The sequence below is a fragment of the Pseudoalteromonas sp. 120-MNA-CIBAN-0494 genome (assembly GCF_040308885.1).
GTDB classification, from domain to species: Bacteria; Pseudomonadota; Gammaproteobacteria; order Enterobacterales; family Alteromonadaceae; genus Pseudoalteromonas; species Pseudoalteromonas nigrifaciens.
On record NZ_JBEOOE010000007.1, the window covers coordinates 96,758 to 122,295 of the forward strand.

The following is a 25,538-nucleotide window of genomic DNA, read 5'->3' on the forward strand; positions in this document are numbered from 1 at the left end:
CATATTCAAAAAGGTTTAATAAATACATGACTGCCGTACTAATTTTTGTTGCTTTGAGCTATATAGGAGTGCTGTTTTGGCTCGCAAGTTGGGGCGATAAAACCACGCCTTTGGCTAAGCGTATTAGTCATCATCCTTTTGTGTATGCATTTTCACTGGGCATTTATTGTACATCTTGGACCTACTACGGCTCGGTAGGAACTGCAGCCACAAGCAGTTGGAGTTTTTTGCCAATATTACTAGGCCCCGCATTATTATTTTTTTTCGGCCAAGGCTTTTTACGTAAATTAGTTTTAGTGAGTAAAAAGCAAAATATTACCACCATTGCCGACTTTATTTCTGCCCGTTATGGCAAGCGCCAAACCACCGCTATTATGGTGACTTTAATCGCGCTATTAGCGACTATTCCGTATATTGCGCTGCAATTAAAAGCGCTCAGTTCGAGCTTTTTACTGCTACAAACAAGTAATAAAATATCTGGAGATATAGTCGCCCTGTCGGCAACCTTAATTATGGCGTTATTTGCGATATTTTTTGGCACTCGAAAAGTTGATGTCACTGAATATCGTTCAGGGCTAATGCTTGCTGTAGCGTTTGAATCTCTCATAAAATTAATTGCACTCATGGCGGTGGCTGGGCTGGCTGTGTATTCTTTATTTAACTTACCTGAGTCTTATGCTAATCAAGTAGACGAGCCTTTGTGGACACACTGGGCCGACTTTGACTTTTTTAGTTTTAACTTTATTGGCCAGTCATTAATGGCTGCGGCGGCTATTATTTGCCTACCGCGTCAGTTTCATGTGACCGTGGTCGACAATCAAGACAAGCGTCATTTATTTACCGCGCGCTGGGCGTTTCCACTGTACTTATTACTTACCGCAGCAATGATTTTTCCAATAGCAACTGCCGCTATTCACCCAGAAATAGGCCGTAGCTTTTCACCCGACAGCTTTGTTTTAGCCCTGCCAATGCTGCACTATAATGCCTTTTTAACCACCTTCGTTTTTATTGGTGGCTTGTCGGCTGCCACTGCTATGATAGTGGTAGCAACACTCACTTTAAGTACTATGATTTCAAACGATGTAGTACTGCCCCTAATACTGCGTCGCAAATTTAAACGCAACTTAATAACCACCAGCTATAGATCGAGAATACTATTAGTACGACGCTTTGCTATTGCCGGTATTTTAACCTTGGCTTATTTTTATCAGCATTGGTTTGGTCACGGAAGTGCATTAGCGAGCATGGGCTTGGTGGCATTTTCGTTAGTAACCCAATTATTACCCGCTATTGTAGGTGGTTTATATTGGCGAAAAGGCCATGCTTATGGCGTTTATGCGGGCTTACTTGCAGGCTTTATATGCTGGGTGCTGTTTTTAATGCTGCCTATTTTAGATGCTGGCAACACGCTAAATAACGAGCTACAACAAACCCTTATGACCCGCGGCACGCTGATTGCGTTATTTGCTAACATAGGTTGTTATATTAGCTTTTCGTTAGGGGCTGAGGAGCGATTAATTGATAAAATTCAGGCTGCTGCATTTGTTAACCCAAAAGATCAGACTATTTTATCAAAGCGTTTAAATAAAGATGTTAAAGCCACGGTATACGACTTTAAAATACTGCTACAGACCTTTTTAGGTATTCAGCGCAGCCAGCAAGTATTAGCCAATTATGCCCTAGCCCATCATTTAAGTGACAACAACGCGCACCCCAAACCTGAGTTTATTGCTTATTGCGAACGTGCGTTAACCGGTGTACTTGGTGCATCGTCGGCTCAGGCATTAGTGCACACTGTATCGTCTGGTAAGCGCATGGCATTTGAAGAAGTGGTTAACTTTTTTGATGAAACCACCCAAGCACTGCAATTTAACCAAAACTTATTGTTTACCTCGCTTGAAAACTTAAGCCATGGTCTTTCTGTGGTCGACAAAGATTTAAAACTTGTTGCTTGGAATAAACGCTATAGCGAAATGTTTAATTACCCTGAAGGCTTTTTAGAAGTGAGCCAACCGGTAGAAGACATAATACGTTATAACGCAGAGCGTGGTGAATGTGGTCCAGGCGAAATAGAACGCCATGTAGATAAGCGGGTTCGTCATTTAAAAAATGGCACCTCGCATCATTTTATTCGCCACCGCCGCAACGGCCAAGTGTACGAAATGATAGGTAACCCTTTGCCTGATGGCGGCTTTGTTACCAGCTTTTCAGACATAACAACACATATTAATACTCAAAATGCGCTGGAAGAAATTAATATCGATTTAGAAAACCGCATTGAGGCGCGTACTCAAGAAGTACAAACCATTAATAAAGACCTTCAAGCGCAAATAGATAGCCGAGTCCAAACTGAGCAGGCGCTAACTTTAGCCAAACGTGAGGCCGAAAAAGCCAACGACAGTAAAACCCGCTTTTTAGCACTGGCGAGCCACGATATTTTACAGCCATTAAATGCCGCGCGCTTATACCTTGCCGCCATTGACGAAAAGCAGCTCAATAGCACTAATCAAAATAATCTTGATAAACTAGGAGACAGCCTAGACTCTACCGTGCATTTAATGTCGGCTCTGCTCGAAATAGCCAAGTTAGAACAAGGCGCAATGGCGCCTACACCACGCCACTTTTGTATTGACGATATTTTGCAACCGCTTAAAAGCGAGTCGAGTATTTTACTCAGTGTAAAAGGGTTATCGTTCAAAGTGCTTTCTAACCAACAAATAGTGCACAGCGATATTACTTATTTACGACGCATTATCCAAAACCTGCTCTCTAATGCAATTAAGTACACACAAAGCGGTAAAGTTTTAATTGCCTGTAGAAACCGTAAACATAGCCTGCGCATAGAAGTATGGGATACAGGACAAGGGATCAGTGAAGCAGAGCAAGCTAAAATTTTTAATGACTTCTACCGGGTTGAGGCTGGCGACAATAAAGGCATAGGCTTAGGTCTAGGAGTAGTAAAAAGAATGGCTGACTTACTCAGCTTACCGCTTGATGTATGCTCAGTGCCTAATAAAGGCAGCCGCTTTAGTATTGAAGTACCTTATGGTGATGCAAAATTTGTACAGCATAAAAATATTGCTAATAGTGTAATGGAAAACCGCGCCGCCATTAATATTGTTGCCGTTGACGACGATCCTGCCAATCTAGCTGCCATGGCAAGCTTACTCAACAAATGGCAAGCCAATTACACCTTATTTGATAACGTTGAACAGGTGCTTGCGCACGCTAATGAGCACAGCGCACCCGATGTGATTTTAATGGATTACCAGTTAGGTAATGATTGCGACGGCATAACACTTATAAAAACCCTGAGAGATATTTGGCAACACCAAGTCCCTGCTATCTTAATAACAGCGGTGCGCGATGAAGAGCTTAAACAGGAAACTAAAGCGGCTAATATTCATTATCTAAGTAAGCCTATTAAACCGGGCAAACTAAAAGCGCTGCTAAATCACAGTACTTAAAAATTATACCCAGCCTGTTAGTAATAGCGGGCTGGGTTTTCCTTTACTTTATTTTATAAAGGCTTAAGCAAGGTTAGCGCGGCTTCTCAGCTTTTGAAACAACCAGCTAAGCCCGACTAAAGATAACCCTAATCCAATAAACGATATCGCTTTTAGTAAACCTGTTAAGTTTGCCATATCGATTAAAAATACTTTTAAAATAACCGCGGCCAATAAGCCTAAACCTACTTTTTGTATTAGTAGCTGATTTTTAAGATGGCCCACAATAACCGTACTTGCTCCCAGTACTAGCCAAATAATAGAATAGCTGTAAAGCTCAGCGTTACCTACCCCCTTAGATAAGTAAATATACGCCCCTTGCCAATATTGACGAATTAAACTGTTAATTGCCAAGAAGGTAAATATTCCCGCAATTGCGAGAACTATTGCAATTACCTTAGTATTTATAGCTTTGCTATTTATAGTTTTAAGTAACCTTGCTAACCACAAAGTTAACCCTGCAGGTACTAACCATAATAACAATAACCAGTTAAATATTGGCGTTGTACCAATATCTATTGCACTCAATAACGGATTGTCGTCAACTAAGGTTTTTAGTGCAAACACACCAGCTAAGCCCGCCAATGCAAAGCCGCCAATGCGATACAGTTTTGCTAAACTCCCTACTATTCGCGCGCGATATAAATACACACAACCTAACCCAAGCCAGTTACAAACCAGTAATACTTGCTCGTAAAAACTCAATGAATCAAATTGTGGATAATGCCCTACTAGCTGATAACTGGTTTCGGTGGTAATAAATAATGCCAAGCAATGCAGCGCTGCACCTTCTAGCCATAACTGCATTTTTGATGTGTTAAAACATCTTGCTGCAACATAAAATAGCACCGTACACAGCGGGTACACCACTATACTCCAGTGCAAACCAAAAATAGTAAGAGCCTCGTAACTTGGTGTCCACGGTGAGAAAGTTAGTCGCAATAATAATGCTGCCACCAGTGCTTTAATAGGCCAATGTGGCATAGGTATGCTGTGGCGTTTGATCAGCAAGCTAATCAATAACACTTGAATAGCCAGCGCTATGGTTAAGCCACTGTCGTTTAATAGCATAGTAATCGCGAGCGTAATATTAGCATTTGCTGCTATCCAGTAGGTAAAACGCTGATACAAACTAGCACTGTGCTGCGCACTTTTTATTAAAACAGCACTACCAACAAGTAATATAACTGCCCAAAGCGGATACGCTGTACTTAACGCTGAATTAGGAATAAGTGCGTATAACGTGGCTATCATTAAAAAGAAACTAAATGCGCCGGTAATATGAAATGCCAAGCGCTTAGGAAACTTACGACCAAAATAAAGGCCATAAGCAGTCAAAGTAAAACCTAGTATTAAACCTAGTCCATATTCTTGTTTAAATATAAACAAGGCATCATCAAAATCAAAAGTTTGCTGGGTACTGACTAAAACGACCAGGGCTATGACTAAACACACAGCTTGCCATAAATCCCAGCGGCTATTTTTTAATACTAAAAACAGCATTAGCACTAAAGTTATTAAGCTAAATATCTGAAACTGCGCGTCGAACCTATGCAATAGCATCATCAAAATAAACGGTGCGGTAAACACTAACATTAACGGGTGATCGGGCAGTACATTAATTAAACGCTTTAAGCTGTGCGGGCGAAACTCAATTAGTGTAAACCTTCCCCCTAAACGAGGGATAGCTACGAGGCCAATAATACTGGCGACTGCATAAACACCCAGTAACCAAATGGTGCTGCTTTCGAGTAAAACAAAACCCGCTAAGTACCAAAAAACATGCCCAGCCCAGAGTAAATACCACAGCCAAATACGCTGCACTTGGTGCGCCACTATGGCGGCAAATAAACTAACAAAGCCAACATACATAAATAAAGAAAATAAATTAACGCTATTACTACTAACCCAAATAGGCACGCTGTAGGCACCAATAATGCCCAAAACAGCAAGTAAAGGACCAAACTTAATTGCCATAACGCTTGCACTTAAAGCTATAATCGCCAATAGCACAAATGCAACAGTGGAGCTAAGCATGGCGTAGTTACTGTAAGCAAGTAAGGCTAACGCAAAGCAGGTAATAAAGCCGCCACTAGCAAGGGCTGCCGGAATATAATTATTAAACCCTTCAAATACAATGCGTTTATAATGTAAATACCCTGCAGCTGCTATTAAACCAAGGCCAAATAGTGCACCTAAACTCAACCGCATAACGGGCGAAAGTAACCCAGCTTCTAAGCTGTATTTTGCTAAAAAAATACCGCCAAACGCAAGCGCTATCGCGCCTATCCAGGTCATCCAGTTTTCTTCAAATCCTGCACGTAATTTATTAAATAATGTATGTAAAACGCTAGGTTTTTTAGGGAAGGTATTTGTTTTAGCTGTTTTAGTAACTGCAGCTTCATTGCCGCTTATAGCCGCAGTTTTTACCTGCGTTGAAACAGTTGCTGGTGTGCTTACTCGTGGTTGTGGTTGCGCTTGTGGTGGCGCTTGCTTACTAGCAAGCGGTGTTAATTGCTCTTGTTGCTGGAGTAAACTATTAACTTTAGCTGTTAACTGCACAACTTGTTGCCTTAAACTTTTAAGCTGTGTAAGTGCAATAAACCCGCAAATAGCGCCTGCTATTATCGCTAATATAAATAGCCCTACTAACCCAATCAACTCATCCATGGCATGCTCTTATTATTTTATTTAATATAAATTAGCGGTATTAAATTACCGTCGTTAACCACCATATACCGATTACAAAAACAGTTAAAGTAATCATGGCTTTAGTTTTATGTTTACTAATAAGTTGCTCGGCTTTATTACCGGCGTAATACACAACTACCGCTAAAGCAAAATATCGTATAGCACGCGAAATTGCGCTGGCTAATAAAAATAACCCGAGGGAATATTTAGTCGCCCCCGCTGCCAGCATGGCTATTTGAAATGGAATAGGCACTATGCCTAGCGTTATTACAAACCAGAAGCCTTGATTGTGCATTTGTTGTTTAACATTTTCAAACTGCTCGGGGCTTGAGAAACTATTAATAACCCAATCGCCAACTGCATCAAATAAGTAATAACCCAGCGCATAACCAAATAACGCCCCCACAATACATCCCAAAGTGGCCATTAAAGCAATAAGCCATAATTTTTCACGACGCGCTTGCATTAAGGGTACTAAAACAGCTTCAAGCGGAATAGGTACTATGGTCGACTCTAAAAACGACGCCACGGTAATGCCACTGAGCATATGTTTAGATTCAATAAAATTACGTGTTTTTTGTTTAAGCTTTTTTTGAATCGCCATAATAACTCCCTTTCATTGTGAATAAAACGCGATTTCAGATGCTTTATCATTACATACTTAAGTTAATCTAGACTGAAAATATAAACCGTTAGTTATAAAACACTTTAATTATTAACAAATTGGTAATAGCTACGGCGATCTTTTATTATTGAGTTATATCATTGAATTTACTTATCACAGTAGTTATTAATTTATGCAAAGTGCGCGTTTTATTCCCTTTAGAAAGCAAGATATTGTTGATATGTGTAGCGAAGAGCTCAATAACAGCACACAACAAACATCGTTTAAACAGTTTTGTGATTTACTAGCTAGCCTTATTCATTACGATTACCACGCAACACTTGAGGCACTTAAAAACAATTATGCACCATTTGATCCCAACAGTGACACGCGATCGTTAGCCCCCGTATCGGCTGATCAAAAAGCACAGTGCCAAAGTGAGTTTGCTAAAGACTTTGCCAAGGTACTTAACGCCGCTAATTTTGAAGTAATCACCAATGAAGACTTACAAGAGGCATTAAACGAAGAATCACTATTTAAAGTGCGCCTTGAAGTTGAATTTGACGACTTTGAAGAAGTGGTATTTTATCGCCGTGGCGAGTCGCAGCTCACTGAAACGATTACCAGCTTTTGGGGCTTGCGTAAAAAGCCGCTGCATTTTACTAATTACGATCGTGTTGCGGTGTTTATTCGCTTTAAAGATAGCGCTTATTTTGAAGCTAAAAACAAAACGCCACTGGGATTTGAGCCAAGCTCAACCATAGTAAAGTTGTTTCAAAATGTGCCTAAGGCCGATCTCGAAATGCTATTTCCTAATAGCGAAGTACGCATGCGCCCTATCGATAAGGTCATTATTGGATCGTCTGCTTTAGTTGGCGGTGCGGTGGTACTTATTACTAAATTGGGCGCATCAATCGTATTATTGCTTGCTCTGTTTGCTTTTTGGGGTGGTTTTAGAAGTGAAGCTGTAGAAATGACCCAACAACACTTTATTACCTTTGCTATCGGTATGGGCGTGTTTGGCAGCTTTATTTTTAAAGAATGGAGTAAGTTTAAAAACCGCAAAATAAAATTTATGAAAGCCCTAAGCGATAACCTCTACTTTAAAAACCTCGATAACAACGCGGGCGTATTTCACACGCTTATTGATGCCGCCGAAGAAGAAGACATAAAAGAAGCCTTGCTGGCGTATACCTTTTTACTAAAATCTGAAAGCGGATTAAGCGCACAAATGCTTGATGAGCAAATAGAGCATTGGTTTAAAAGCAAATACCAGTGCGTTCTTGATTTTGAAATTAGCGACGCGCTTGAAAAGCTGGTACGTATGCGTTTGGTAACGTGTAGTAACGAAATAGAAGGTAATGAAGTGTATAGCGCGCTGAGTTTAGAACACGCAAAAACCATTTTGGATGAGCGCTGGGATAATCTTTTTCAATATAATTAATGTAGTATTTTTACTAAATAATACTCAAAAAGAGCAGCTGTAAATACAGCTGCTCTTTTGATCAAGCTTTAAATAGCGAGTACTTAAGCTAACTCAGCTTTTGCTTTTTTAGTAAATTTAGAATGCACTAACTTATAAAGCGCAGGCAATATTAATAGTGTTAGTAGAGTTGATGAAATAATTCCGCCAACCACTACCGTTGCTAAAGGTTTTTGCACTTCAGAACCCGTCCCCGAATTAAGCGCCATAGGTATAAAGCCTAAACTTGCCACCAGCGCCGTCATCAGTACTGGGCGCAGGCGCTGTAATGCGCCGCTGTGAATTGCATCAAACAAACTTAAACCATCGCTTCGTAACTGCTTAATGAACGACAGCATAACCACGCCGTTTAATACCGCTACACCACTTAGGGCAATAAAGCCGACACCTGCTGAAATTGAAAGCGGCATATCGCGCAGCAATAACGCAAGTACACCACCCGTTAATGCCAGTGGCACACCACTAAATATAATTAATGAATCACGAAGCGATCCAAAGGCGCTATAAAGTAAGCCAAATATAAGCAGTAAAGTGACCGGCACAACTAATGATAACCGCTTACTTGCCGATTGTAGCTGCTCAAACGTGCCGCCATATTCAAGCCAATAGCCACTTGGTAAGTTAAGTGATTCATTCATGCTCGCTTGCGCATCACTTACAAAGCTTGCTAAATCGCGCCCCTCTACATTGGCAGTTACCACTACGTTGCGCTTACCACTTTCGCGGTTTATTTGATTAGGCCCTTTTTCAATGCTGATTGTCGCTACTTCGCCAAGCGGTACAAATGCAAGTTCTGGGTTGCTATCTTTAGGTAAAGCAACTGGCAAACGGGCAAGTGCTGATACATCGCTCGACCAACGCCTATCAAGGCGCACTAATAACGAAAAGCGTTTATCGCCCTCAAAAATTAGCCCGGTTTGCACACCACCAACAGCGGCGGCAAGTGTTTGTTGAATGTCGTTTACACTTAAGCCTAATAACGCCATGTGGTCGCGCATTGGTGTTACCGAAAGCGTTGGCAACCCTTCCATTTGCTCCAAACGTACATCGGTAGCGCCTGCAATATTACGCATTAAGCCTGTGGCTTTTTCGCCAAACTCTTTAAGTACGCTTAAGTCGTCACCGTAAATACGCAGTGCTACATCGGCGCGCACACCAGCAATTAACTCGTTAAAGCGCATTTCTATTGGTTGTGTGAATTCGTAATTATTACCGGGTACATCGTTAACACGAGTACGAATTTGCTGAACCAACTCTTCTTTAGTGAGTGCTGGATTTGGCCATTGTTTTTGAGGTTTTAACATTAAAAAAGTATCGGCTACGTTTGGCGGCATAGGATCGCTTGCCACGTCAGCAGTACCAATTTTTGAAAAAACGTTAGCGACTTCGGGTTGCTTTAAAATGGCTTGTTCAAGCTCTTTTTGCATTTGTACCGATTGCTCAATACCGGTGCCAGTAATGCGCAGCGCATGCATAGCAATATCGCCCTCATCAAGCTGCGGTAAAAATTCTGCCCCCATATTTTTAACTTTAAAACCAAGCACTAATACTAATGCAGTGGCAATACCCACCATAAGCCACGGTAATTTAAGCGATATACCAAGTAATGGCTTATACACTTTTTTAACGCCGCGCATGACTGCGTTTTCGGTTTCATTAACCTTACCGCGAACAAATACCGCAATAGCAGCAGGTACAAAGGTAACGCCAAATATAAGCGCGCCTATTAATGCAGCAACTACAGTAAACGCCATTGGCTGAAACATTTTGCCTTCAACGCCGCTTAGTGCAAATAAAGGTAAGTAAACCAGCATAATAATAACAATACCAAATACAGCCGGTGTAAATACTTCTTTGGTGGCGGCGGTCACTACATTTAGACGCTCATTTAAGGTAAGTAGCCTGCCATGTTTATGCTGAGCTACACCGAGTTGGCGCAGGCAGTTTTCAACAACAATTACAGCGCCATCAACAATTAAACCAAAGTCGATTGCGCCTAGGCTCATTAGATTACCCGATACGCGATTACCCACCATACCTGTAACGGCAAACAACATACTCAACGGAATAACCATTGCCGTAATAAGCGCGCCCGTTACATTGCCCAGCAGTAATAGCAAAACTACTATCACTAAAACGGCACCTTCAAATAAGTTGGTTTGCACGGTTGCTATGGTTTTATCAACAAGCGTAGTACGGTCGTAAACCGCTTCAACAATAACGCCAGCGGGTAAGCTTTTTTGCACATCAACTAACTTATCAGCCATAGCTTTTGCCACCACGCGGCTGTTTTCGCCAATGAGCATCATGGCGGTGCCGAGCACGGTTTCTTCGCCGTTATAAGTCGCCGCACCGGTTCTAAGCTCTTTACCTAAAAGCACGTTAGCCACATCTTTAATGCGTACAGGTGCGTCGTCGCGCTTAGCAACAACGGTATTGGCTATGTCTTCTAGCGTTTTAAGCTGCCCTGGCGAGCGTACTAAATATTGCCCATCAAAGCGCTCAATATAGCCTGCGCCTCGGTTACTGTTATTAACCTCAAGTGCACTAATCACATCGCTAATAGTAAGCTTATAGGCAATGAGTTTTTCGGGCACTGGCGCTACTTGGTATTGACGCTCAAAACCACCTTGGCTGTTTATTTCGGTTACGCCTTTTACTTTTAAAAGCTGCGGACGAATAACCCAATCTTGCAAAGTACGTAAGTCTTCGGCGTTGTAGGCGGTGCCATCTTCTTTTAACGCATTAGGCGCGGCGTGCACACTATAAGTAAATATTTCGCCTAAACCACTGGCAATAGGGCCCAAGTTTGGCTCTACGTTATTAGGTAAGTCGGAGCGAATACTTTGAATACGCTCACCTATTTGCTGGCGCGCCCAATAAATATCGGTGCCTTCATCAAAAATAACCGTTACTTGCGAAAGCCCATAACGCGAAAGCGAACGGGTATAATCAAGCTTAGGTATGCCCGCCATGGCGGTTTCTACCAAATAAGTAATGCGTTGCTCTACCTCTAATGGCGTAAACCCCTGCGCTTTGGTATTAATTTGCACTTGTACGTTAGTTATATCGGGTACTGCGTCTACCGCTAAATTTTGAATGTTGTATACACCAAATCCAGCAAATAAAAATGTAAGCGCAAGCACCAGCATGCGGCGTTTAACCGCAAAAGAAACTATCCAATTAATCATGGTGCCTCCTAGTGAGCGTGGCTTGCGCCGCTTTTTAAAATATCGGCTTTAATTACATAACTATTGTCTGTTACGTATTCGCTACCCGCGTTTAAGCCTGTTAGTACTTCTACCCATTCGCTATTTTTTGCACCTAAGGTAACGGGGCGCACTTCAAATACATTATTTTTACGAACAAACACACTTGTTTGACCGTTAAACTCTTGAATTGCGTGTGGCTTTACCCGCACGCTGGCATTTATTTTAGCCACACTTACATCGCTATTTATATGCATGCCTGGGCGCCAATGCCCGTCTGGGTTATTAAGCTCTATACGTGCACGGGCTATGTGCCCGCCAGTCATCATTGGGGCTATAAAAAACACTTTGCCTTGCGTATTTAAATGATGATGCAAGTCGTACACTTTAGCGCTTTGCCCTATGGCTAGCTTTTCAATGTTTTCGGGAAAAGCCGACAGCTCAACCCATACTTTATCAAGGTTAACTACTTGCATAAGTGCGCTGGTGCTTGCAAGCTCACCACGCTTTAAATATTGCTCAGTTACAACGCCACTAATAGGGCTTTTAATGGTGTAGTTTTGCAGTGTTTCGCGGTTAGTGATACTTACAAGCGCCTCGCCTTTTTTAACGCTTTGGCCAATGCTTACAAAAATATCGCTGATCAATCCTGTATACGGCGCCATTACTTCTACTGTGCCGTGCTGGGTTGGCGCAATAACACCAAAAAGCGTGTCGGTAATATCTACCTCACCACTTTGCGCTATCTCAGTTTTAATACCTGCGCGCTCAATAGCTCGCTCTGTTAACGTGGTACGGCCTTCGTGTTGCTCGTACTCATAGCTAATACTCTCACCGTTATAATTAGCAGTAACGGCAAGTATAAATGAATGCGGTTCGTTAATTGATTGCATGCTCACAAGATAGTCGCCCTCAGCTGTAAACTGTATATTTTGCGGGGCTTCAACTAAGCGCTTTAAACTCATTGTTATGTTTAAGTCGTTTATATTAATCGGCTGATTTTGCTTATAGCCGTATACGCGCAGCTCAACATTACCTGCAAATTCTTGCAATTTAAGCTCAAGGGTTAATTTAGGATCAGTTAATAAAAAGCCGCCGTGTGGACCTTGCTTTTGCTCGTGTTGCTCTGTTTCTTTATGACCTGACTCGCCATGCTCAGCAGAGGCAAATACATCTGTGCTTACAAAGCTGCTGGCAAACGAAAGTGATACTAGTAATGCGATTATATTTTTATTCATGATTGATGAGTCTCAATTAAAGATTGGCCTGTTAAACGCTCAAGAGTAAGTAGCACTTGGTACAGCTCTGCGTGAGTTGTAATAAGTGTGCGTTTAGAATCAAAAAGTGCTTGTTGAGCATCAAGTAATTGCAACACCGAAATTTGTCCGCGTTGATAACTTTTTAAGCTTTGCTCAATCAATGTTTGTGCCTGAGGAATAATTTGATCAGATAATAGCTTTGCCTGATTAGCTCGACCTTGATAATAAGCGTACAAAGTACGTACTTGCTGGCGTAACTGGATGCGCAATTGCCCTTGCTGCTCATTTAAAAGCATGAGCTGACTATTTGCAGCTGCAATATTTCCGCTATTTGAATTACTTAATTGCAGTGGCATAGAAAACGAAAACACTAATGAGCTGGAGTCGCTTTGTTGGTTATAGCGCACGCCTCCCCCTATATTAATATCGGTTTGTCCATTGGCTTTTTGCAGCGCTAAGTTAGCCGTTTGCTGTATATATTGCTGCTGAAGTAAGGCAAATTCAGGTGCTAAATTTACCGCATCTAAAAGCGCTTGCTGTGACTTAAGCGGCGTGATGACGTTAATATTTCCCGCTAAAAAAGCACTACTTTGCTCATCAATCCAAAGCTCATTAAGTAATAAACGCGCGCGCTCAAACTCACTTGTTAGCTTTACTTGCTCAAGCTCTACTTGGCTAAGTGCATAACGCATACGACTTACATCGGCTTGCGATACAGCCCCGGCATTTGCTCTTTGCTCAATTGTTTTGAGCGCCTGTGTTACAACGCTTTTTCGCTCAACATTTAATGCTAATAAGGTTTGAAATTTAAGTGCGCTATAGTAACGCTCTGCGGTGGTAGCTAATAACGCTAAACGAGTATTTTGATACTGTATAGCCTGCGCTTTAATATTTGCAGTAGCAAAACCTACTCTACTTTGGCGTTTATCGCCCAGCTCAATAAGTTGGCTAAGCCCGAGCGTTATTTCAGCGCCTTTTACGCCACGCGCATCATTGGTGCCTAACACGTTTTCAACCGCAACACTAAGCACAGGGTTTGGCGAAAGTGTGGCTTGTGATTTAAGCGCGCTCAATATTTTTTGATGATAGGGGTAGCGTTTTAATATCGGATTTTGTTGCTCGGTATTACTCAGCGCTTGCTTAAGCGTGAGTATATTTTCACTGGCACTAACATTAGCCAGCGCATTAAATACCGGCAGCACGCAAAGTAGTGCCACCAGCATAATTGGTTTTTTATTCATATAGCTTGTCCGTTTTTTAACAAACAGGGTTAACTTACAAAATAATTTAAAATTAAAAATCGTAATGTAAATTTGTAAGCAACCTAAATATGCATATAACACAGCCTATATAGCGTCTAAACGCAGGCAGTAAAATGCACCATATTTTATTAAGGTAAATTAAAACTAGCTAAGTGAAATAGGAGGGCGCGACATAGGTGGATAAATTAATCCACAATAGCGTACAGGTAACGCGGGGTTACTCTGCTCAGGGCTGATTGAATGATTTACTGTACTGTAATAGCCACTATGACAATGTTGGTGGGCATGAATTTCGGCAGAGGCTTGAGCCTCATTTTGGCTACCATCGGCAGTTATATTACTTTGTAACTGCGCGCTGGTTATGTGATCCACGTCTTCTTGTAAATGATACGCAGCACCATCACAGCTAATAAAGCTGTGTACAAGTACTAAAAGTATCACTATTAAAAAACGCTTTGAATGCATTGTCTGCCTACAAACTCTAAAAAGAAGTCCCTTTTAAATACTTGAATATAAAAGGAGTCAGCAGCATAATAAACCTTCTAGTTACTGGAAGGTCAATATGCAAATCAAGCAACTTGCTCACTTAGTTAATATTAATGCAAAAACAATTCGCTATTACGAACAAATAAACCTTATTCCTGCTCCAAAAAGAGAGAGCAACGGCTATAGAACCTACACCCAAGCAGATACAGAGCGTCTTATTTTTATTCGACGCTGTCGCGATTTACAAATTCCAATAGACGATATTAAAACTCTACTTGTTGCGCAATCATACGGCGATAAATCGTGTGTTGAGGTTGACGATATTATCGAAAACCAATTAATTAAAGTACGAGCGGCACAAAAAGAACTTAAAAAGCTCGAGGTATCGTTAGCCAGCTTATTAACTAACTGCACCGCAAATACTATAAACGACTGCCAAATAATAAAAGAATTAAATAGTTAATACATATAAAAAAACCGCTAACCTGTAAGGCTAGCGGTTTTTATTAATAACACTTTAAATTAAGCGACTGCTTGTTCTAAAATTTCACGACTTTCTTTTAGCGTGATTGCTTGGTTTTCACCAAGGGCAAGCATGCCATGCGCTTCAAGTTTGCCAATAATATTGTCAATAGCTGCTGCTTTATCTTCACCATGTTCAGTAAGCTGCGTAGCTACATCAAGACTATGGTAAAACGCTTCAATTGCTTGAATTGTTAGCTCTGCTAAGTCGTCAGATTGCTCAAGACCAAATACGTTTTTGCCCATTTGCTCTAGTTTTGCTTTTTTAACTGCAAATTGATTGCGTAGTAAAGAAGGCTGAACTATTGCAAGCGAACGTGCATGGTCAACACCGTATGCAGCGGTAAGCTCGTGACCAATCATGTGGGTTGCCCAATCTTGCGATACGCCAGAACCAATCAAACCGTTTAATGCTTGATTCGCTGACCACATAAGATTTGCACGCCATGCGTCATCTTGGTTTTCAAAGTTATCGCCAAGTACTTTAAGTGCTTTAAGTAATGCTTCTGCGTAACCATCTTGTACTAATGCTCCTTCTGGGAACGTTAAGTACTGCTCACAGGTGTGCACCCATGCGTCTACTAAACCATTTACAAGTTGACGCTGTGGTAATGTTTTCATTACATCAGGGTCCATAATCGCAAATTTAGGTTGTACTGCTGGAGACATAAACGGGAGTTTTTCTTTTGTAGCTGCTTTGCTTACTACTGAGCCCTGGTTAGACTCTGAGCCTGTAGCTGGTAATGTAAGTACTGCACCAATTGGTAATGCGCTAGTTACTTTATGCTTACCAGTAGGAATATCCCAACCTTCGCCATCGTATACTGCTGAAGCTGCAATGTATTTAACGCCGTCAATTACTGAGCCGCCGCCAACACCTAGTACAAAGTCGATGTCTTGTTCTTTACAGATTTTTACTGCTTGATCTAGTACTTCAATTGTTGGGTTAGCGCCAACGCCCGAAAACTCTACCCAATCAAAACCTTCAAGTGCTGCTGCAACTTGGTCATATACGTCGTTCTTTTTAATTGATCCGCCACCGTACACAACTAGTACTTTTTGATCTTTTGCGATCAAATCAGTTAGTGAGGCTATTTGTTGTTGGCCAAATTGAATTAGTGTTGGATTTACGTAGCTAAATTTCATTATTTTATCCTAGGGTGACGATTAAATATGGTTCAACTTACTTAGTTGCTCACTAAGTAAAGCTTCAATGAGTGCATATTACTGGCAAAACAAACATAAAAAAAGCCCAATAACGCGCAAAAGCTTGCCTAAAACTATCAACATTGTTATTTTACGTAAAAATCAGCCATGTAAAGATGCTTTTATGCCCACCATTGCCAATATGCTGCAGCAGTACGCAGAGCACAATCAGTTACTCAATTTTGAAGGCACGATGGAAACCATTATTACTGGAGTCTATTTTCATCGCGCCAGTAAAAGCTCGCCGCGACAGCCGCTTATTTATAACTCTGGGATTATTGTGGTCGGGCAAGGGCATAAAGTAATTCATTTTACAGATCATAAAATACAATATGGTGCGGGGGATTATTTAGTATTGGGCGTTCCTGTACCGCTAGAGTGCGAAGCCTTTACTGATGGCGACTTACCAGTGCTTGGGATTGCTGTTGATATTAACCCTGCGTTATTGCACAAACTCGTTAACCAAATGACTGAGCATAAACAATTTGCTCTGCCACCAACATGCGGGCAAATGAGTGGCGTGCAATCAGCTAAACTCGATAACGCGATGGAGCTGGTAACTAAGCGTTTATTAACCGTGTTAAATAACCCACTTGAAGCACAAGTATTTGGCGAAGATATAGTAAAAGAATTAGTATACCGTGTACTTTGCGGCCCCCAAGGACATACCTTATTTGGCCTTGCTATGCACGACGGCCACTATGCACGTATAGCGCGCACACTGTCTATTATGCATAGTAATTATGCCAACCCCATCACAGTAGAAGGGTTAGCAGAGGACGTAAATATGAGCATTTCGTCGTTTCATCGCGCCTTTAAACAAGTGACTTTTGAGTCGCCGTTACAATATTTAAAAAAGCTGCGTTTAGCTAAAGCTAAAGCACTTATAACCGCCAATGGCAGCAAAGCCAACGAAGCAGCATTAAAAGTAGGCTATACCAGCCCATCGCAATTTAGCCGTGAATTTAAACGCCACTTTAATAAAACACCAAAAGAAATGTTACTGTAAACAAACCGCTAAAGCTGCGTTTTAGCAGTATTAAAAGCAACAGGATTAACATACTTACGGTTTATAAAATGGCTAAAAATAAGCGTAAACAACACCGAGCTAATAGCTGCCACTGTATAAACTTGCCAAATTAAAATATCGTATTTTAATAGCAATGCAATGGCGGCAAAAAATATACACCCACCTAATGAGCCAATAATACCACCGTTTAGTATTTTAAACGCTGAGTCTTTTTTATCACTGATATACGCTATGCTGCCCATTACCGCTAAAATAACCGGAAAAGTAGAAAGCAACCCACTCCATGCCGAGCCAATATGCTCAGAAATAAAGGTAACCAACATAATAAAACTAGTTACTAACACTATTTTTATTGGCAGCTCCCATTTTGAATTTAAAGGCTTTGCATCTATCGCTACTTTTAATTTTGTAGTAGCAAAAGTTAAAGCCAATAAAGTACTAATAGAGAACAAGCACGCTACAAAAATATTAACCGGTAAAAATAATGTCAGTATGCTAAATAAACACCACACACTCAGCGCTATTAACAACGACTTTGCTAAGCCACACTTATACGAAACCGCCATATACACAAAGCAAAATAAACCAATACCACTCATGCCATATAAAGCGCCCACCGCTGAGTTAGCTGCAAATAGCTTTCCTTGCTCTATAGCAATAAAATATGAAATAGGCCCAGAGGTGATTGGCAGGCCAGGAATAATACCGCTTATAAAACTACCAAACTTTTTTTGCGCGTAAGAAATAAAGAGCAGTAATAGCGGAGCAACCATCAATTTAACTAACATGACTAATAATAAAAGATGAGTAATGGCGCAAATTCTACTCACTTAGTTAATACAGTCAATCAATATTGAGTTGAATTTAAATCATCTCATCAAGGCGTATTTATCTTTTTATGACTAATTTATAGCTACTTTTTAATAACTTAAAATTATTTACTCAATTGAGAATGAATTGGCATTACAATTAAGCAGCTAAAAAACAAAGATTTCAATAATTGGTAATATAATAATTGCACTTTGGTATGTTAAGTTGATTTTAAATACGTTACAGTCATGTGCAACAATGTAAATATTTAACTTTATACTGAGGTACTAATGAATAAAAATAACATTACACATCTTATTAAGCCCGGGCTTTAATTGCCCTCACTACCTCTTTGGTTATTGGTTGTGTTAGCCAACAACCAAAAAGCACTGAGCAACAAGCTAACCCATTAGTACCCGCCTCTAAATTTGATTTATCTCAGTGGAAAATTAATGTACCGGTTGATTTAGATAACGACGGTAAAATTGATGAAATAGATGTTAAAGAAATTCAGACTTACTCACATCCTGATTTTTTCTATCTGGATGATAAAGGTTACATGGTATTCACCTCGCCAAACAAAGCACTTACGAGTGCCAATTCTACCAATACACGCAGTGAATTTAGGCAAATGCTCCGCGGAGCAAATACAAAAATAAAAACCAAAAGTCCTAAAAACAATTTTGCTCTTGCTGTACACCCACTATCGGATCGATTTGGCTCAATTGGTGGCAAAATGGAAGCAACGCTAAAAGTAGATCATGTTGCATTACGTGCTACTGATCCAAGTAAAAATGCGGCCTACTCTGTTGTTGTGGGGCAAATTCACGCAGGTAAAGATCAGGCGCTTATTGACACTAAGCTTGGCTATGGCTGGGGCAACGAGCCACTAAAAATATATTATAAAAAGTGGCCTGGACATAAAACGGGATCGGTTTTTTGGAACTATGAGCGTAACCTACCAAAAACAGATCCTAACCGTACTGATATAGCTTATCCTGTTTGGGATAACACATGGGAAAACCCTAACGAGCCAGGCAATGCTGGTATCGCGTTAGGTGAAGAGTTTAGTTACACAGTAAATGTGTATAAAAATGTGATGCACCTAACATTTAGCACAGCAGGCAAAAACGATGTTAGCTACTCTATTAACTTAGGTAATAACGTAGATGCGTATGGCAACGTAGACGAAAAAGATCACCCTCATGGGTATGCAGCTGATTGGCACTACTTTAAAGCCGGGGCGTATAACCAATGTAGTACCAAAAATGCTAAAGGTATTTGGTATCCGGGCTGTTTAGGTACGGGTGACTGGGCTACAGATAAACAAAACGGTGACTATGCACAAGTGAGCTTTAGTAAACTTGTATTAAGCCCCGCTAGCCCACAATAAAGGTAACTAAATTATTACTGCCCCGCTTGTTTGCCTTATTAAATAAAGTAAACAAGCGGGATAAGGGTCTGTTGATCTTTCAAGGTTGAATTTGCAGCAGTATGTTTGGTATTTAGGCAAGGCAGAGCCTATGTGGTGTGGTTATTCCCCATAAATAGGCGATAACGTAGCATTAATGCCAAACATGCGCTGCCCGAAGGGTTCTGCCTAGGGGCGATTGACTCTTTGTTGCTCAGTTTTTACTTAGCCCACTAGGTTACAAATCTCGCGCCGTGATTAAATCGCCCCTAGTTTGAACAAATTTAACTGTAAAGGTCAACAGACCCTAACTTTTCTTAAATAAAACCTCGGGGTTAACCATGGTTTTCATTTCGAGTACGTTACCGTTAGGATCTTCTATAAAAAATGTTTCTTGTTCAAACTCATCTCCTATAAAACGACGATATGGCTTATCTAAATACTCCAAGCCCGCGCTTTCAATACGTTGTTTTAACGCATTAAATTCGTTTTCAGATAAATGAATGCCAAAATGTGGTACGGCAACTGCGCCCATATCAACATCATGGCGAACTGTAGGTAGGCGCTCAACACTTTGGTGCAGTGTTAACTCGTTACCCCAAAAATCAATATCTATCCAGCGTCCTTGCTCGCTATTTCCGGTTTTACAGCCAAGTACATCGCAATAAAAAGTTTTAGCTATATTTAAATCACCAGCCGGAATAGCCAGATGTAAACAGTTAGACATAAATTACCCTTGATAATAGCTTTTAATAAATTAAACAGTCAGCATTATACATGCTTTGTAATTTATAGAACATTAACGATGTATATTTTAGCATTTACAGCCCTTACAACTATTAGGCTAATAAAATGATTAAATTCTGACACCTACTATTTTTGGCAATTAGCTATTATTAGTTATGCTATAAAATTCTAGCTTTGAGCTATCAAACATAAAAGTGTTACTTTATTATACGCACGCTATAAGGTACTAATTTGCGCGCTATGATTAAATTTTTATTATTAAAGTCCATCACATTTTTTGCCGGCTGTATGTCGTGCTTTGTAATGCATACAACATTTGCATTACCACTTGTTATATCTGCAGCATTAACCGGGCTAGTTGGCTCGTTTATTCCTTTTCCTAAGCTTTATCAAAACCACCCTTGTGCGGCCATATATGCAGGTAGCTTTGCCGGTATGTGCTCAACTAGCTTAATTACTAGCTACTGGGAAGTGGCGATAATCTCAATTATTGGCGCAACGCTATACACCCTTACCTTAAATGCATTTGCTGGTTTTGGTGGCCGATTAGGCAGCGTAGCCTTTGCAAGTGTTGCTTTGTATTCTTTAGCTAAAGGCTTAGTGTAATGAGTATTGAATATTCTATATTAGCTTTGATAGGCGCTTTTTTAACATTTTATTTAGCCAAGCATAGTCGTTTTGATGGTATTAGAGCTTCTGCGGCCTTATCTATAGTTACTTACTTAATTTTTTACTGGCTTAACCTTGATCCTGAGTTATACAGCGTTGTGTTTTTTGGTGGTACTTTTATTGGTATGAGCGCCCCACACCGCTTTGGCATATATACGCTTGCCAGCTCCGCTGTTATATTTTCGCTATTATTTGAGTACTTAGTACCCATACTCGACGGCTACGGCGGTGCTTTAGGTGTGAGTGCATTTTTGTCGGTATGTATTTGTCACTTATTCATTATATTAGGTGCACCACGCAGTAAAAATATCGCTATACGACGAAAAAACAATCTTTAATCACATAGACAAAATAAGCCCTTCACTTAGAAGGGCTTATTTTATTAATAGCTTACTAAATAGTTAATTATTTTTTACGCCTTCTTACAACTGCAATCGGCATCAATAACAAAGTTAACCAATATAGGCTACCACCAGAAGATGAGTCTTCTTTAGAGCTTACCTCCGTTGAAGAAGTAGGCTTAACTCCTTCTCCACTTATTGTTATCGTCACATTGCCTGAAGCTTCTGCTTCACCATCTGTAATCGTATATGAAAAGGATTCTGTTGCTGATTCACCACTATACAGTGTATTAAATTGGCCATTGGGGTCATATGTTACTGTCCCATCGCCGTTATCAGTAACTAGGCCTTTAACACCTTCTACATTCAAAGATGAAACACTTAATGTATCATTGTCACTATCAAAGTCATTTACAAGAACATTTATTTGAACACTCTTAGACTTACTAGTATTAACAGAATCCGCTTCTGCATGCGGTAAAGTGTTAACCCCAATAACATTAACTTTAACAGAAGAGGAGCTTGTAGCCCCAAGCTCATCTACAATTGTGTATTTAATTTCTTGGGCTGAAACTTCGCCTTTAAGTAAATCATCAAATTGGCCATCAGGTGAATACAACCAAGTACTATCATTATTATCTGTTAATTTACCTTTAATTTCGGTGCTGAATGAACTTATACCGAAGTTATGCCCATCAACGTCCGAGTCATTAACTAATGGTGAAATAACCACTGTTTCATTCTCGGCCACGTTGACAATATCTTCAACGGCTGTCGGTGAAGAATTAATATTCACCGTTACATTCACTGTTTCCTCAACAAACGCCCCTTTATTATCAGTGACAATATACTTAAATGAGTCAGTAACTACAGTCCCTTCAGCTTCATTTGAGAAAGCTGTTGTTGCATCATAAACAACACTATCTCCCGATAAGGTCACAACTCCCAATGTATTGTCCGTATTAATACTATCAATAACTAAATCATCACCATCAGCATCGGTATCATTATCTAATGGGGTGATTGTGGCTATTTGCCCTGACCATAGTGAAATAACATCTTCGCTTGTTTCTGGGGCACTATTTGGTGGAGTATCTGTATTTAATGGTTTCCCCGCGCTAATTTGATATCCGCCAACTGTCGCGCTAGGATCCTCATGCTTAACTAATGCGTATATTTCTGACTCTAAGGCTGCTTGATCTACTTTATAATAAACATAATCTGTTTTAGATGGGTTACTACTTAAGGTAATATTTTCTGCAATTATTGTTGTACCATCTGACTTATATAGACTCAAATTAGGCTTCATCCCTAAACTAAGGTCAGTAACTCGAACCACTAAATCTGCTGTTATATCAATTTCCTTTATAAGGTAATAATCTAAGTCAATATCACTATCAATAACACCTCCTGCCCCTGAGTTATCTGCATTCAGTGGATTAGCATTGTAAGTATTACCGTCACCATCTGAATAAGGTACATCACTAACAACAATCGTTGTTTTAGAGATTCTCACAAAATTTTCATTAATATCAGGCAGCGCTTCAGCCTCAGGTACTGAGCCATCTATAGTGGGTGTTAGCAAGCCTGTTGTGGTATATTTTGCTTGGTTAGCATTATTATTCACATTGACTTCAACTTGATAAATGCCGTTTTGATTGTAAGGTGCAATGGCAGTGTAAATACCATCTCCTGCAGTAGCATCACTGAATAAGCCATTATCAAGCATTTCTAGAGTAGTTGTTGACCCCGCGGGATCTTTAATAGTGGCAACAACATTTGCCCCTGTAATCAACTTATCTTTAGTGATTGCCGTTGTTATTATCATTGGAGCAGGATAATTAACAGCATTACCAGAAGCCCCCTCAACAGTAACTGTATAGCTGCCGGCTAAACTAGGCTCAGCACTGACATTGATAGTTGCATTCGTATCATACAAGTTTGAGTTTGATAAATGCAATTGCCATTCACCACCACCATGCTTAGCAATGATCGAACTTGAAATATTTGCACTGCATGTCATTGAGTTTGATGTTTGCATACAATCAAAAATAGCATCATTTACTTCAATATTATTACTATCAAATAGACTTAATTGTATATCGTTAGCATTCAAACCGTGATTTATAAAAATATTAAAATTATCTAACCCTGAGTCGACTGTAATTGGCTGCGTTTCGCTTGTGCCACTCATCAAATTTATTACAGAAGATATAAGGTTTTGGTTATCTGTCGCGATTGCGTTTGCTTGTAAAAATGCATCAATTATCTCTGCTAATGATGTGGGCGATGAAAAATACTTACCTCCCGTAGAATTAGCCAATGTTAATAGTGGCCCTGTAGGTGAAGCCGAACCATAACCAAAACTGAATACTGGTATGTTGGCCGCTTGATAGTTATTAATAACATTTGCTTGACTATTACGAGAGCTATTATCATCTCCATCAGCAAGTACAAATACAACACCAGGCGCTCCGCTACCTTTAGTAGATTGATAAGTCACTAAATTATCAAGTGCTATTTGGCTCGCATCGTATAGTGCTGTGCTACCGCCAGCTCGAATATTATCAACCGCAGCTTTTAGCCCAGCTTTAACTCCTATATCTGGCTTGTCAATTTTTTGAATTGGGAAGTCTTGAGTTATGCTCGAACGAGATGAAAAAGAGACTAATCCTAATGCAGTACTTCCTTCTGCGGTTGCGTCAACTAAAATTTTTGCAGCTTGTTTAGCATTGTTTATCGGTGTGCCTGCCATACTTCCTGATCTGTCAATCACAACCTGCATATCAATATCGCCTTCAACCCAGACTATTTCTAATTGGTCTTGACATGATGCTTGTGCATTAGGTAATTGAAATTTTATTGGGTTATTTTCATCAGGTGCATTATTTGCAAGTGCTGTATACTTGATGCGTTTAGGTTGTGCTGTTTTTCGACCTGACTTAGGGTCGTCTTTGGTATCTTGTAGCAGGACCTCCCAAGCACTTTTACCATATACTCGACCTTGTGCTGTTCGTGCAGCATCACCAAAGGTGCTTTTTGTAGAGTGATTTACCCACTGGAAGTCTCCTTGTTTTGCTTTCCATTGGTTGCTCATTATTGATTGAGTTGCAATATCGCTACTTAAAGGAGTACTTGCTTGCCCTGATTCAGCGCTGCCACGATATTCATCAAACACACCGTATGCATAATGCCCCCACTCATGTGCAAGTGTGTAACCTGCACCAACTGGATCTTGTAACATATTATGATCTAAACCAGCTCCAGCTCCGTTTGGAAAAATATCACCAAACCAAATGTGCATACCATTGGCGCCAAATCCAGAAGCATTTGCGCGTGGCCATTCCCTTGGCCCCCAAATAATATCCGATTTAGAGCGATGCTTGTTTTCTCTAAATACGCTTATCTTACCTAACTTATGCTCTCCGTTACTTTGCTCACAAACAGCATCCGCGAAGTTTGCAAACACTTGATCATAAATGAGCTTCTCATTACCTTGCGGGTTATTATATAAAGAAACTGTGATATCAAATACAGCCTGACTAGTATCCCTTGCATCAATACTAGATAAAGACTCTACATAGTTTGCAACATGAATTTGCTGTTGTTGATCTTCACTGACTGTATTTACGCGTGATAACCAGCTATTTGCAGCAAAAGCTGAGGTCGTGGTTAGTGCAAGAGAGACGCAAAGCGCGCTCCTAGTGAGTGTATATTGTTTCATTGTCATTCCTTTGTTTAACATTAATTATTTATAAAGGGTTATCTAATTAAATTTAAAGCTGTTTAATATTTAAAATTCATAAATACACTTCAAGCAGCTCTGTTTCTTTTTGCATATCAATTGGGTATTTACTGGGGAAAGTCGCGATAAAAATGGGATTAAGTATTTTATAAGTAAACTAATTGCATAGTTTTCACTTAATTTTATTAAAATTAAGCTTACTAGTATTTTTTTGTCTGAAGGCAAAACTGATAGTTCAATTGTAAGATATTTTTTAAGCTGGAGAGGTAATTGAAAGTTATAACACCTGTTATATATAGCTGTAATACTATTTTCAGTTTTAAACTCAAAACAGAAGCTCAACATTATACTTACACTTAAATAAGTCCATAATTGCTTAAGCTGAACATTCTTAATCTTGCCAAATGCTTTTCTAATATTGTAAAAATAAATGCTCTGAAGCAACTCATTTATACAATTTGATTTTGAATATAGGCACCATAAAATAACTTTTGGAACATATGGAAATAAAGAGGGTGTTTTTTTCATGCTTGAAAAACCAATCAATCCTTTTGATT

General features: G+C 40.0%; 17 protein-coding genes. 7 read left to right on the forward strand and 10 right to left on the reverse strand.

Annotated features, from left to right (window positions below):
* Positions 1–26: 26 nt before the first annotated feature.
* Positions 27–3,467, forward strand: a complete 3,441-nt coding sequence (locus tag AAEY55_RS07175; protein ID WP_089367793.1) for a PAS-domain containing protein — start codon at positions 27–29, stop codon at positions 3,465–3,467.
* A 63-nt stretch (positions 3,468–3,530) separates the two neighbouring features.
* Here the strand turns inward: AAEY55_RS07175 and AAEY55_RS07180 are convergent, their stop codons facing one another.
* Together AAEY55_RS07180 and AAEY55_RS07185 are read right to left on the reverse strand one after the other, a co-directional pair.
* Positions 3,531–6,176 (reverse strand): DUF2339 domain-containing protein, encoded by a 2,646-nt coding sequence (locus AAEY55_RS07180; protein ID WP_089367792.1) that lies wholly within the window; start codon positions 6,174–6,176, stop codon positions 3,531–3,533.
* Positions 6,177–6,216: 40 nt separating this feature from the next.
* The gene (locus AAEY55_RS07185) at positions 6,217–6,801 is read right to left on the reverse strand and encodes a YqaA family protein (protein WP_011327283.1); all 585 of its coding nucleotides are present in this window, start codon (positions 6,799–6,801) and stop codon (positions 6,217–6,219) included.
* Between the two features lie 193 nt (positions 6,802–6,994).
* Between AAEY55_RS07185 and AAEY55_RS07190 the strand changes: the two genes are divergently transcribed.
* A complete protein-coding gene (locus tag AAEY55_RS07190; RefSeq protein ID WP_089367791.1) occupies positions 6,995–8,245 on the forward strand; it encodes a TMEM143 family protein in 1,251 nt (416 codons plus the stop codon).
* 83 nt (positions 8,246–8,328) lie between these two features.
* On the opposite strand, the gene AAEY55_RS07195 is transcribed toward AAEY55_RS07190, so the two are convergent.
* The 4 genes from AAEY55_RS07195 to AAEY55_RS07210 form a co-directional block, all read right to left on the reverse strand.
* Entirely contained in the window at positions 8,329–11,475 is a 3,147-nt protein-coding gene (locus AAEY55_RS07195; protein ID WP_350544500.1) for a CusA/CzcA family heavy metal efflux RND transporter, read from the reverse strand.
* A gap of 8 nt (positions 11,476–11,483) precedes the next feature.
* Positions 11,484–12,731, reverse strand: a complete 1,248-nt coding sequence (locus AAEY55_RS07200; protein ID WP_350544497.1) for an efflux RND transporter periplasmic adaptor subunit — start codon at positions 12,729–12,731, stop codon at positions 11,484–11,486.
* Entirely contained in the window at positions 12,728–13,993 is a 1,266-nt protein-coding gene (locus AAEY55_RS07205) for a TolC family protein (protein WP_350544494.1), read from the reverse strand. Before AAEY55_RS07205 ends, AAEY55_RS07200 begins: the two co-directional genes overlap by 4 nt.
* A 165-nt stretch (positions 13,994–14,158) precedes the next feature.
* Positions 14,159–14,479 (reverse strand): hypothetical protein, encoded by a 321-nt coding sequence (locus AAEY55_RS07210; RefSeq protein WP_011327276.1) that lies wholly within the window; start codon positions 14,477–14,479, stop codon positions 14,159–14,161.
* 97 nt (positions 14,480–14,576) lie between these two features.
* Here AAEY55_RS07210 and AAEY55_RS07215 point away from each other — a divergent pair, with 97 nt between their 5' ends.
* The gene (locus AAEY55_RS07215; RefSeq protein WP_011327275.1) at positions 14,577–14,963 is read left to right on the forward strand and encodes a Cd(II)/Pb(II)-responsive transcriptional regulator; all 387 of its coding nucleotides are present in this window, start codon (positions 14,577–14,579) and stop codon (positions 14,961–14,963) included.
* A gap of 59 nt (positions 14,964–15,022) precedes the next feature.
* Here AAEY55_RS07215 and AAEY55_RS07220 read toward each other — a convergent pair whose 3' ends face one another.
* Entirely contained in the window at positions 15,023–16,168 is a 1,146-nt protein-coding gene (locus tag AAEY55_RS07220; RefSeq protein ID WP_350550636.1) for an iron-containing alcohol dehydrogenase, read from the reverse strand.
* Positions 16,169–16,352: 184 nt separating this feature from the next.
* On the opposite strand from AAEY55_RS07220, the gene AAEY55_RS07225 reads away from it, so the two are divergent.
* The gene (locus tag AAEY55_RS07225) at positions 16,353–17,237 is read left to right on the forward strand and encodes an AraC family transcriptional regulator (protein ID WP_350550657.1); all 885 of its coding nucleotides are present in this window, start codon (positions 16,353–16,355) and stop codon (positions 17,235–17,237) included.
* Positions 17,238–17,245: 8 nt separating this feature from the next.
* On the opposite strand, the gene AAEY55_RS07230 is transcribed toward AAEY55_RS07225, so the two are convergent.
* The gene (locus AAEY55_RS07230) at positions 17,246–18,046 is read right to left on the reverse strand and encodes a hypothetical protein (RefSeq protein WP_350550639.1); all 801 of its coding nucleotides are present in this window, start codon (positions 18,044–18,046) and stop codon (positions 17,246–17,248) included.
* Between the two features lie 374 nt (positions 18,047–18,420).
* Here AAEY55_RS07230 and AAEY55_RS07235 point away from each other — a divergent pair, with 374 nt between their 5' ends.
* Positions 18,421–19,461, forward strand: coding sequence for a polysaccharide lyase family 7 protein (locus AAEY55_RS07235; RefSeq protein WP_407072703.1), 1,041 nt, complete (start codon positions 18,421–18,423; stop codon positions 19,459–19,461).
* 325 nt (positions 19,462–19,786) lie between these two features.
* Here AAEY55_RS07235 and AAEY55_RS07240 read toward each other — a convergent pair whose 3' ends face one another.
* Positions 19,787–20,206 (reverse strand): VOC family protein, encoded by a 420-nt coding sequence (locus tag AAEY55_RS07240; protein WP_011327270.1) that lies wholly within the window; start codon positions 20,204–20,206, stop codon positions 19,787–19,789.
* A gap of 260 nt (positions 20,207–20,466) precedes the next feature.
* Between AAEY55_RS07240 and AAEY55_RS07245 the strand changes: the two genes are divergently transcribed.
* Entirely contained in the window at positions 20,467–20,832 is a 366-nt protein-coding gene (locus tag AAEY55_RS07245) for a hypothetical protein (RefSeq protein WP_350550642.1), read from the forward strand.
* Positions 20,832–21,233, forward strand: coding sequence for a hypothetical protein (locus AAEY55_RS07250; protein ID WP_350550645.1), 402 nt, complete (start codon positions 20,832–20,834; stop codon positions 21,231–21,233). Before AAEY55_RS07245 ends, AAEY55_RS07250 begins: the two co-directional genes overlap by 1 nt.
* A 67-nt stretch (positions 21,234–21,300) precedes the next feature.
* On the opposite strand, the gene AAEY55_RS07255 is transcribed toward AAEY55_RS07250, so the two are convergent.
* Positions 21,301–24,960 carry an Ig-like domain-containing protein gene (locus AAEY55_RS07255; RefSeq protein WP_350550648.1) on the reverse strand — a complete coding sequence of 1,220 codons (3,660 nt, stop codon included), beginning with the start codon at positions 24,958–24,960 and terminating at the stop codon, positions 21,301–21,303.
* Between the last annotated feature and the right edge of the window lie 578 nt (positions 24,961–25,538).

Bases quoted from the DNA above. Each gene is read 5' to 3' on its own strand.
- AAEY55_RS07175 (WP_089367793.1), top strand. From the start codon at position 27: ATGACTGCCGTACTAATTTTTGTTGCTTTGAGCTATATAGGAGTGCTG.
- AAEY55_RS07180 (WP_089367792.1), bottom strand. From the start codon at position 6,176: ATGGATGAGTTGATTGGGTTAGTAGGGCTATTTATATTAGCGATAATA.
- AAEY55_RS07185 (WP_011327283.1), bottom strand. From the start codon at position 6,801: ATGGCGATTCAAAAAAAGCTTAAACAAAAAACACGTAATTTTATTGAA.
- AAEY55_RS07190 (WP_089367791.1), top strand. From the start codon at position 6,995: ATGCAAAGTGCGCGTTTTATTCCCTTTAGAAAGCAAGATATTGTTGAT.
- AAEY55_RS07195 (WP_350544500.1), bottom strand. From the start codon at position 11,475: ATGATTAATTGGATAGTTTCTTTTGCGGTTAAACGCCGCATGCTGGTG.
- AAEY55_RS07200 (WP_350544497.1), bottom strand. From the start codon at position 12,731: ATGAATAAAAATATAATCGCATTACTAGTATCACTTTCGTTTGCCAGC.
- AAEY55_RS07205 (WP_350544494.1), bottom strand. From the start codon at position 13,993: ATGAATAAAAAACCAATTATGCTGGTGGCACTACTTTGCGTGCTGCCG.
- AAEY55_RS07210 (WP_011327276.1), bottom strand. From the start codon at position 14,479: ATGCATTCAAAGCGTTTTTTAATAGTGATACTTTTAGTACTTGTACAC.
- AAEY55_RS07215 (WP_011327275.1), top strand. From the start codon at position 14,577: ATGCAAATCAAGCAACTTGCTCACTTAGTTAATATTAATGCAAAAACA.
- AAEY55_RS07220 (WP_350550636.1), bottom strand. From the start codon at position 16,168: ATGAAATTTAGCTACGTAAATCCAACACTAATTCAATTTGGCCAACAA.
- AAEY55_RS07225 (WP_350550657.1), top strand. From the start codon at position 16,353: ATGCCCACCATTGCCAATATGCTGCAGCAGTACGCAGAGCACAATCAG.
- AAEY55_RS07230 (WP_350550639.1), bottom strand. From the start codon at position 18,046: ATGTTAGTTAAATTGATGGTTGCTCCGCTATTACTGCTCTTTATTTCT.
- AAEY55_RS07240 (WP_011327270.1), bottom strand. From the start codon at position 20,206: ATGTCTAACTGTTTACATCTGGCTATTCCGGCTGGTGATTTAAATATA.
- AAEY55_RS07245 (WP_350550642.1), top strand. From the start codon at position 20,467: ATGATTAAATTTTTATTATTAAAGTCCATCACATTTTTTGCCGGCTGT.
- AAEY55_RS07250 (WP_350550645.1), top strand. From the start codon at position 20,832: ATGAGTATTGAATATTCTATATTAGCTTTGATAGGCGCTTTTTTAACA.
- AAEY55_RS07255 (WP_350550648.1), bottom strand. From the start codon at position 24,960: ATGAAACAATATACACTCACTAGGAGCGCGCTTTGCGTCTCTCTTGCA.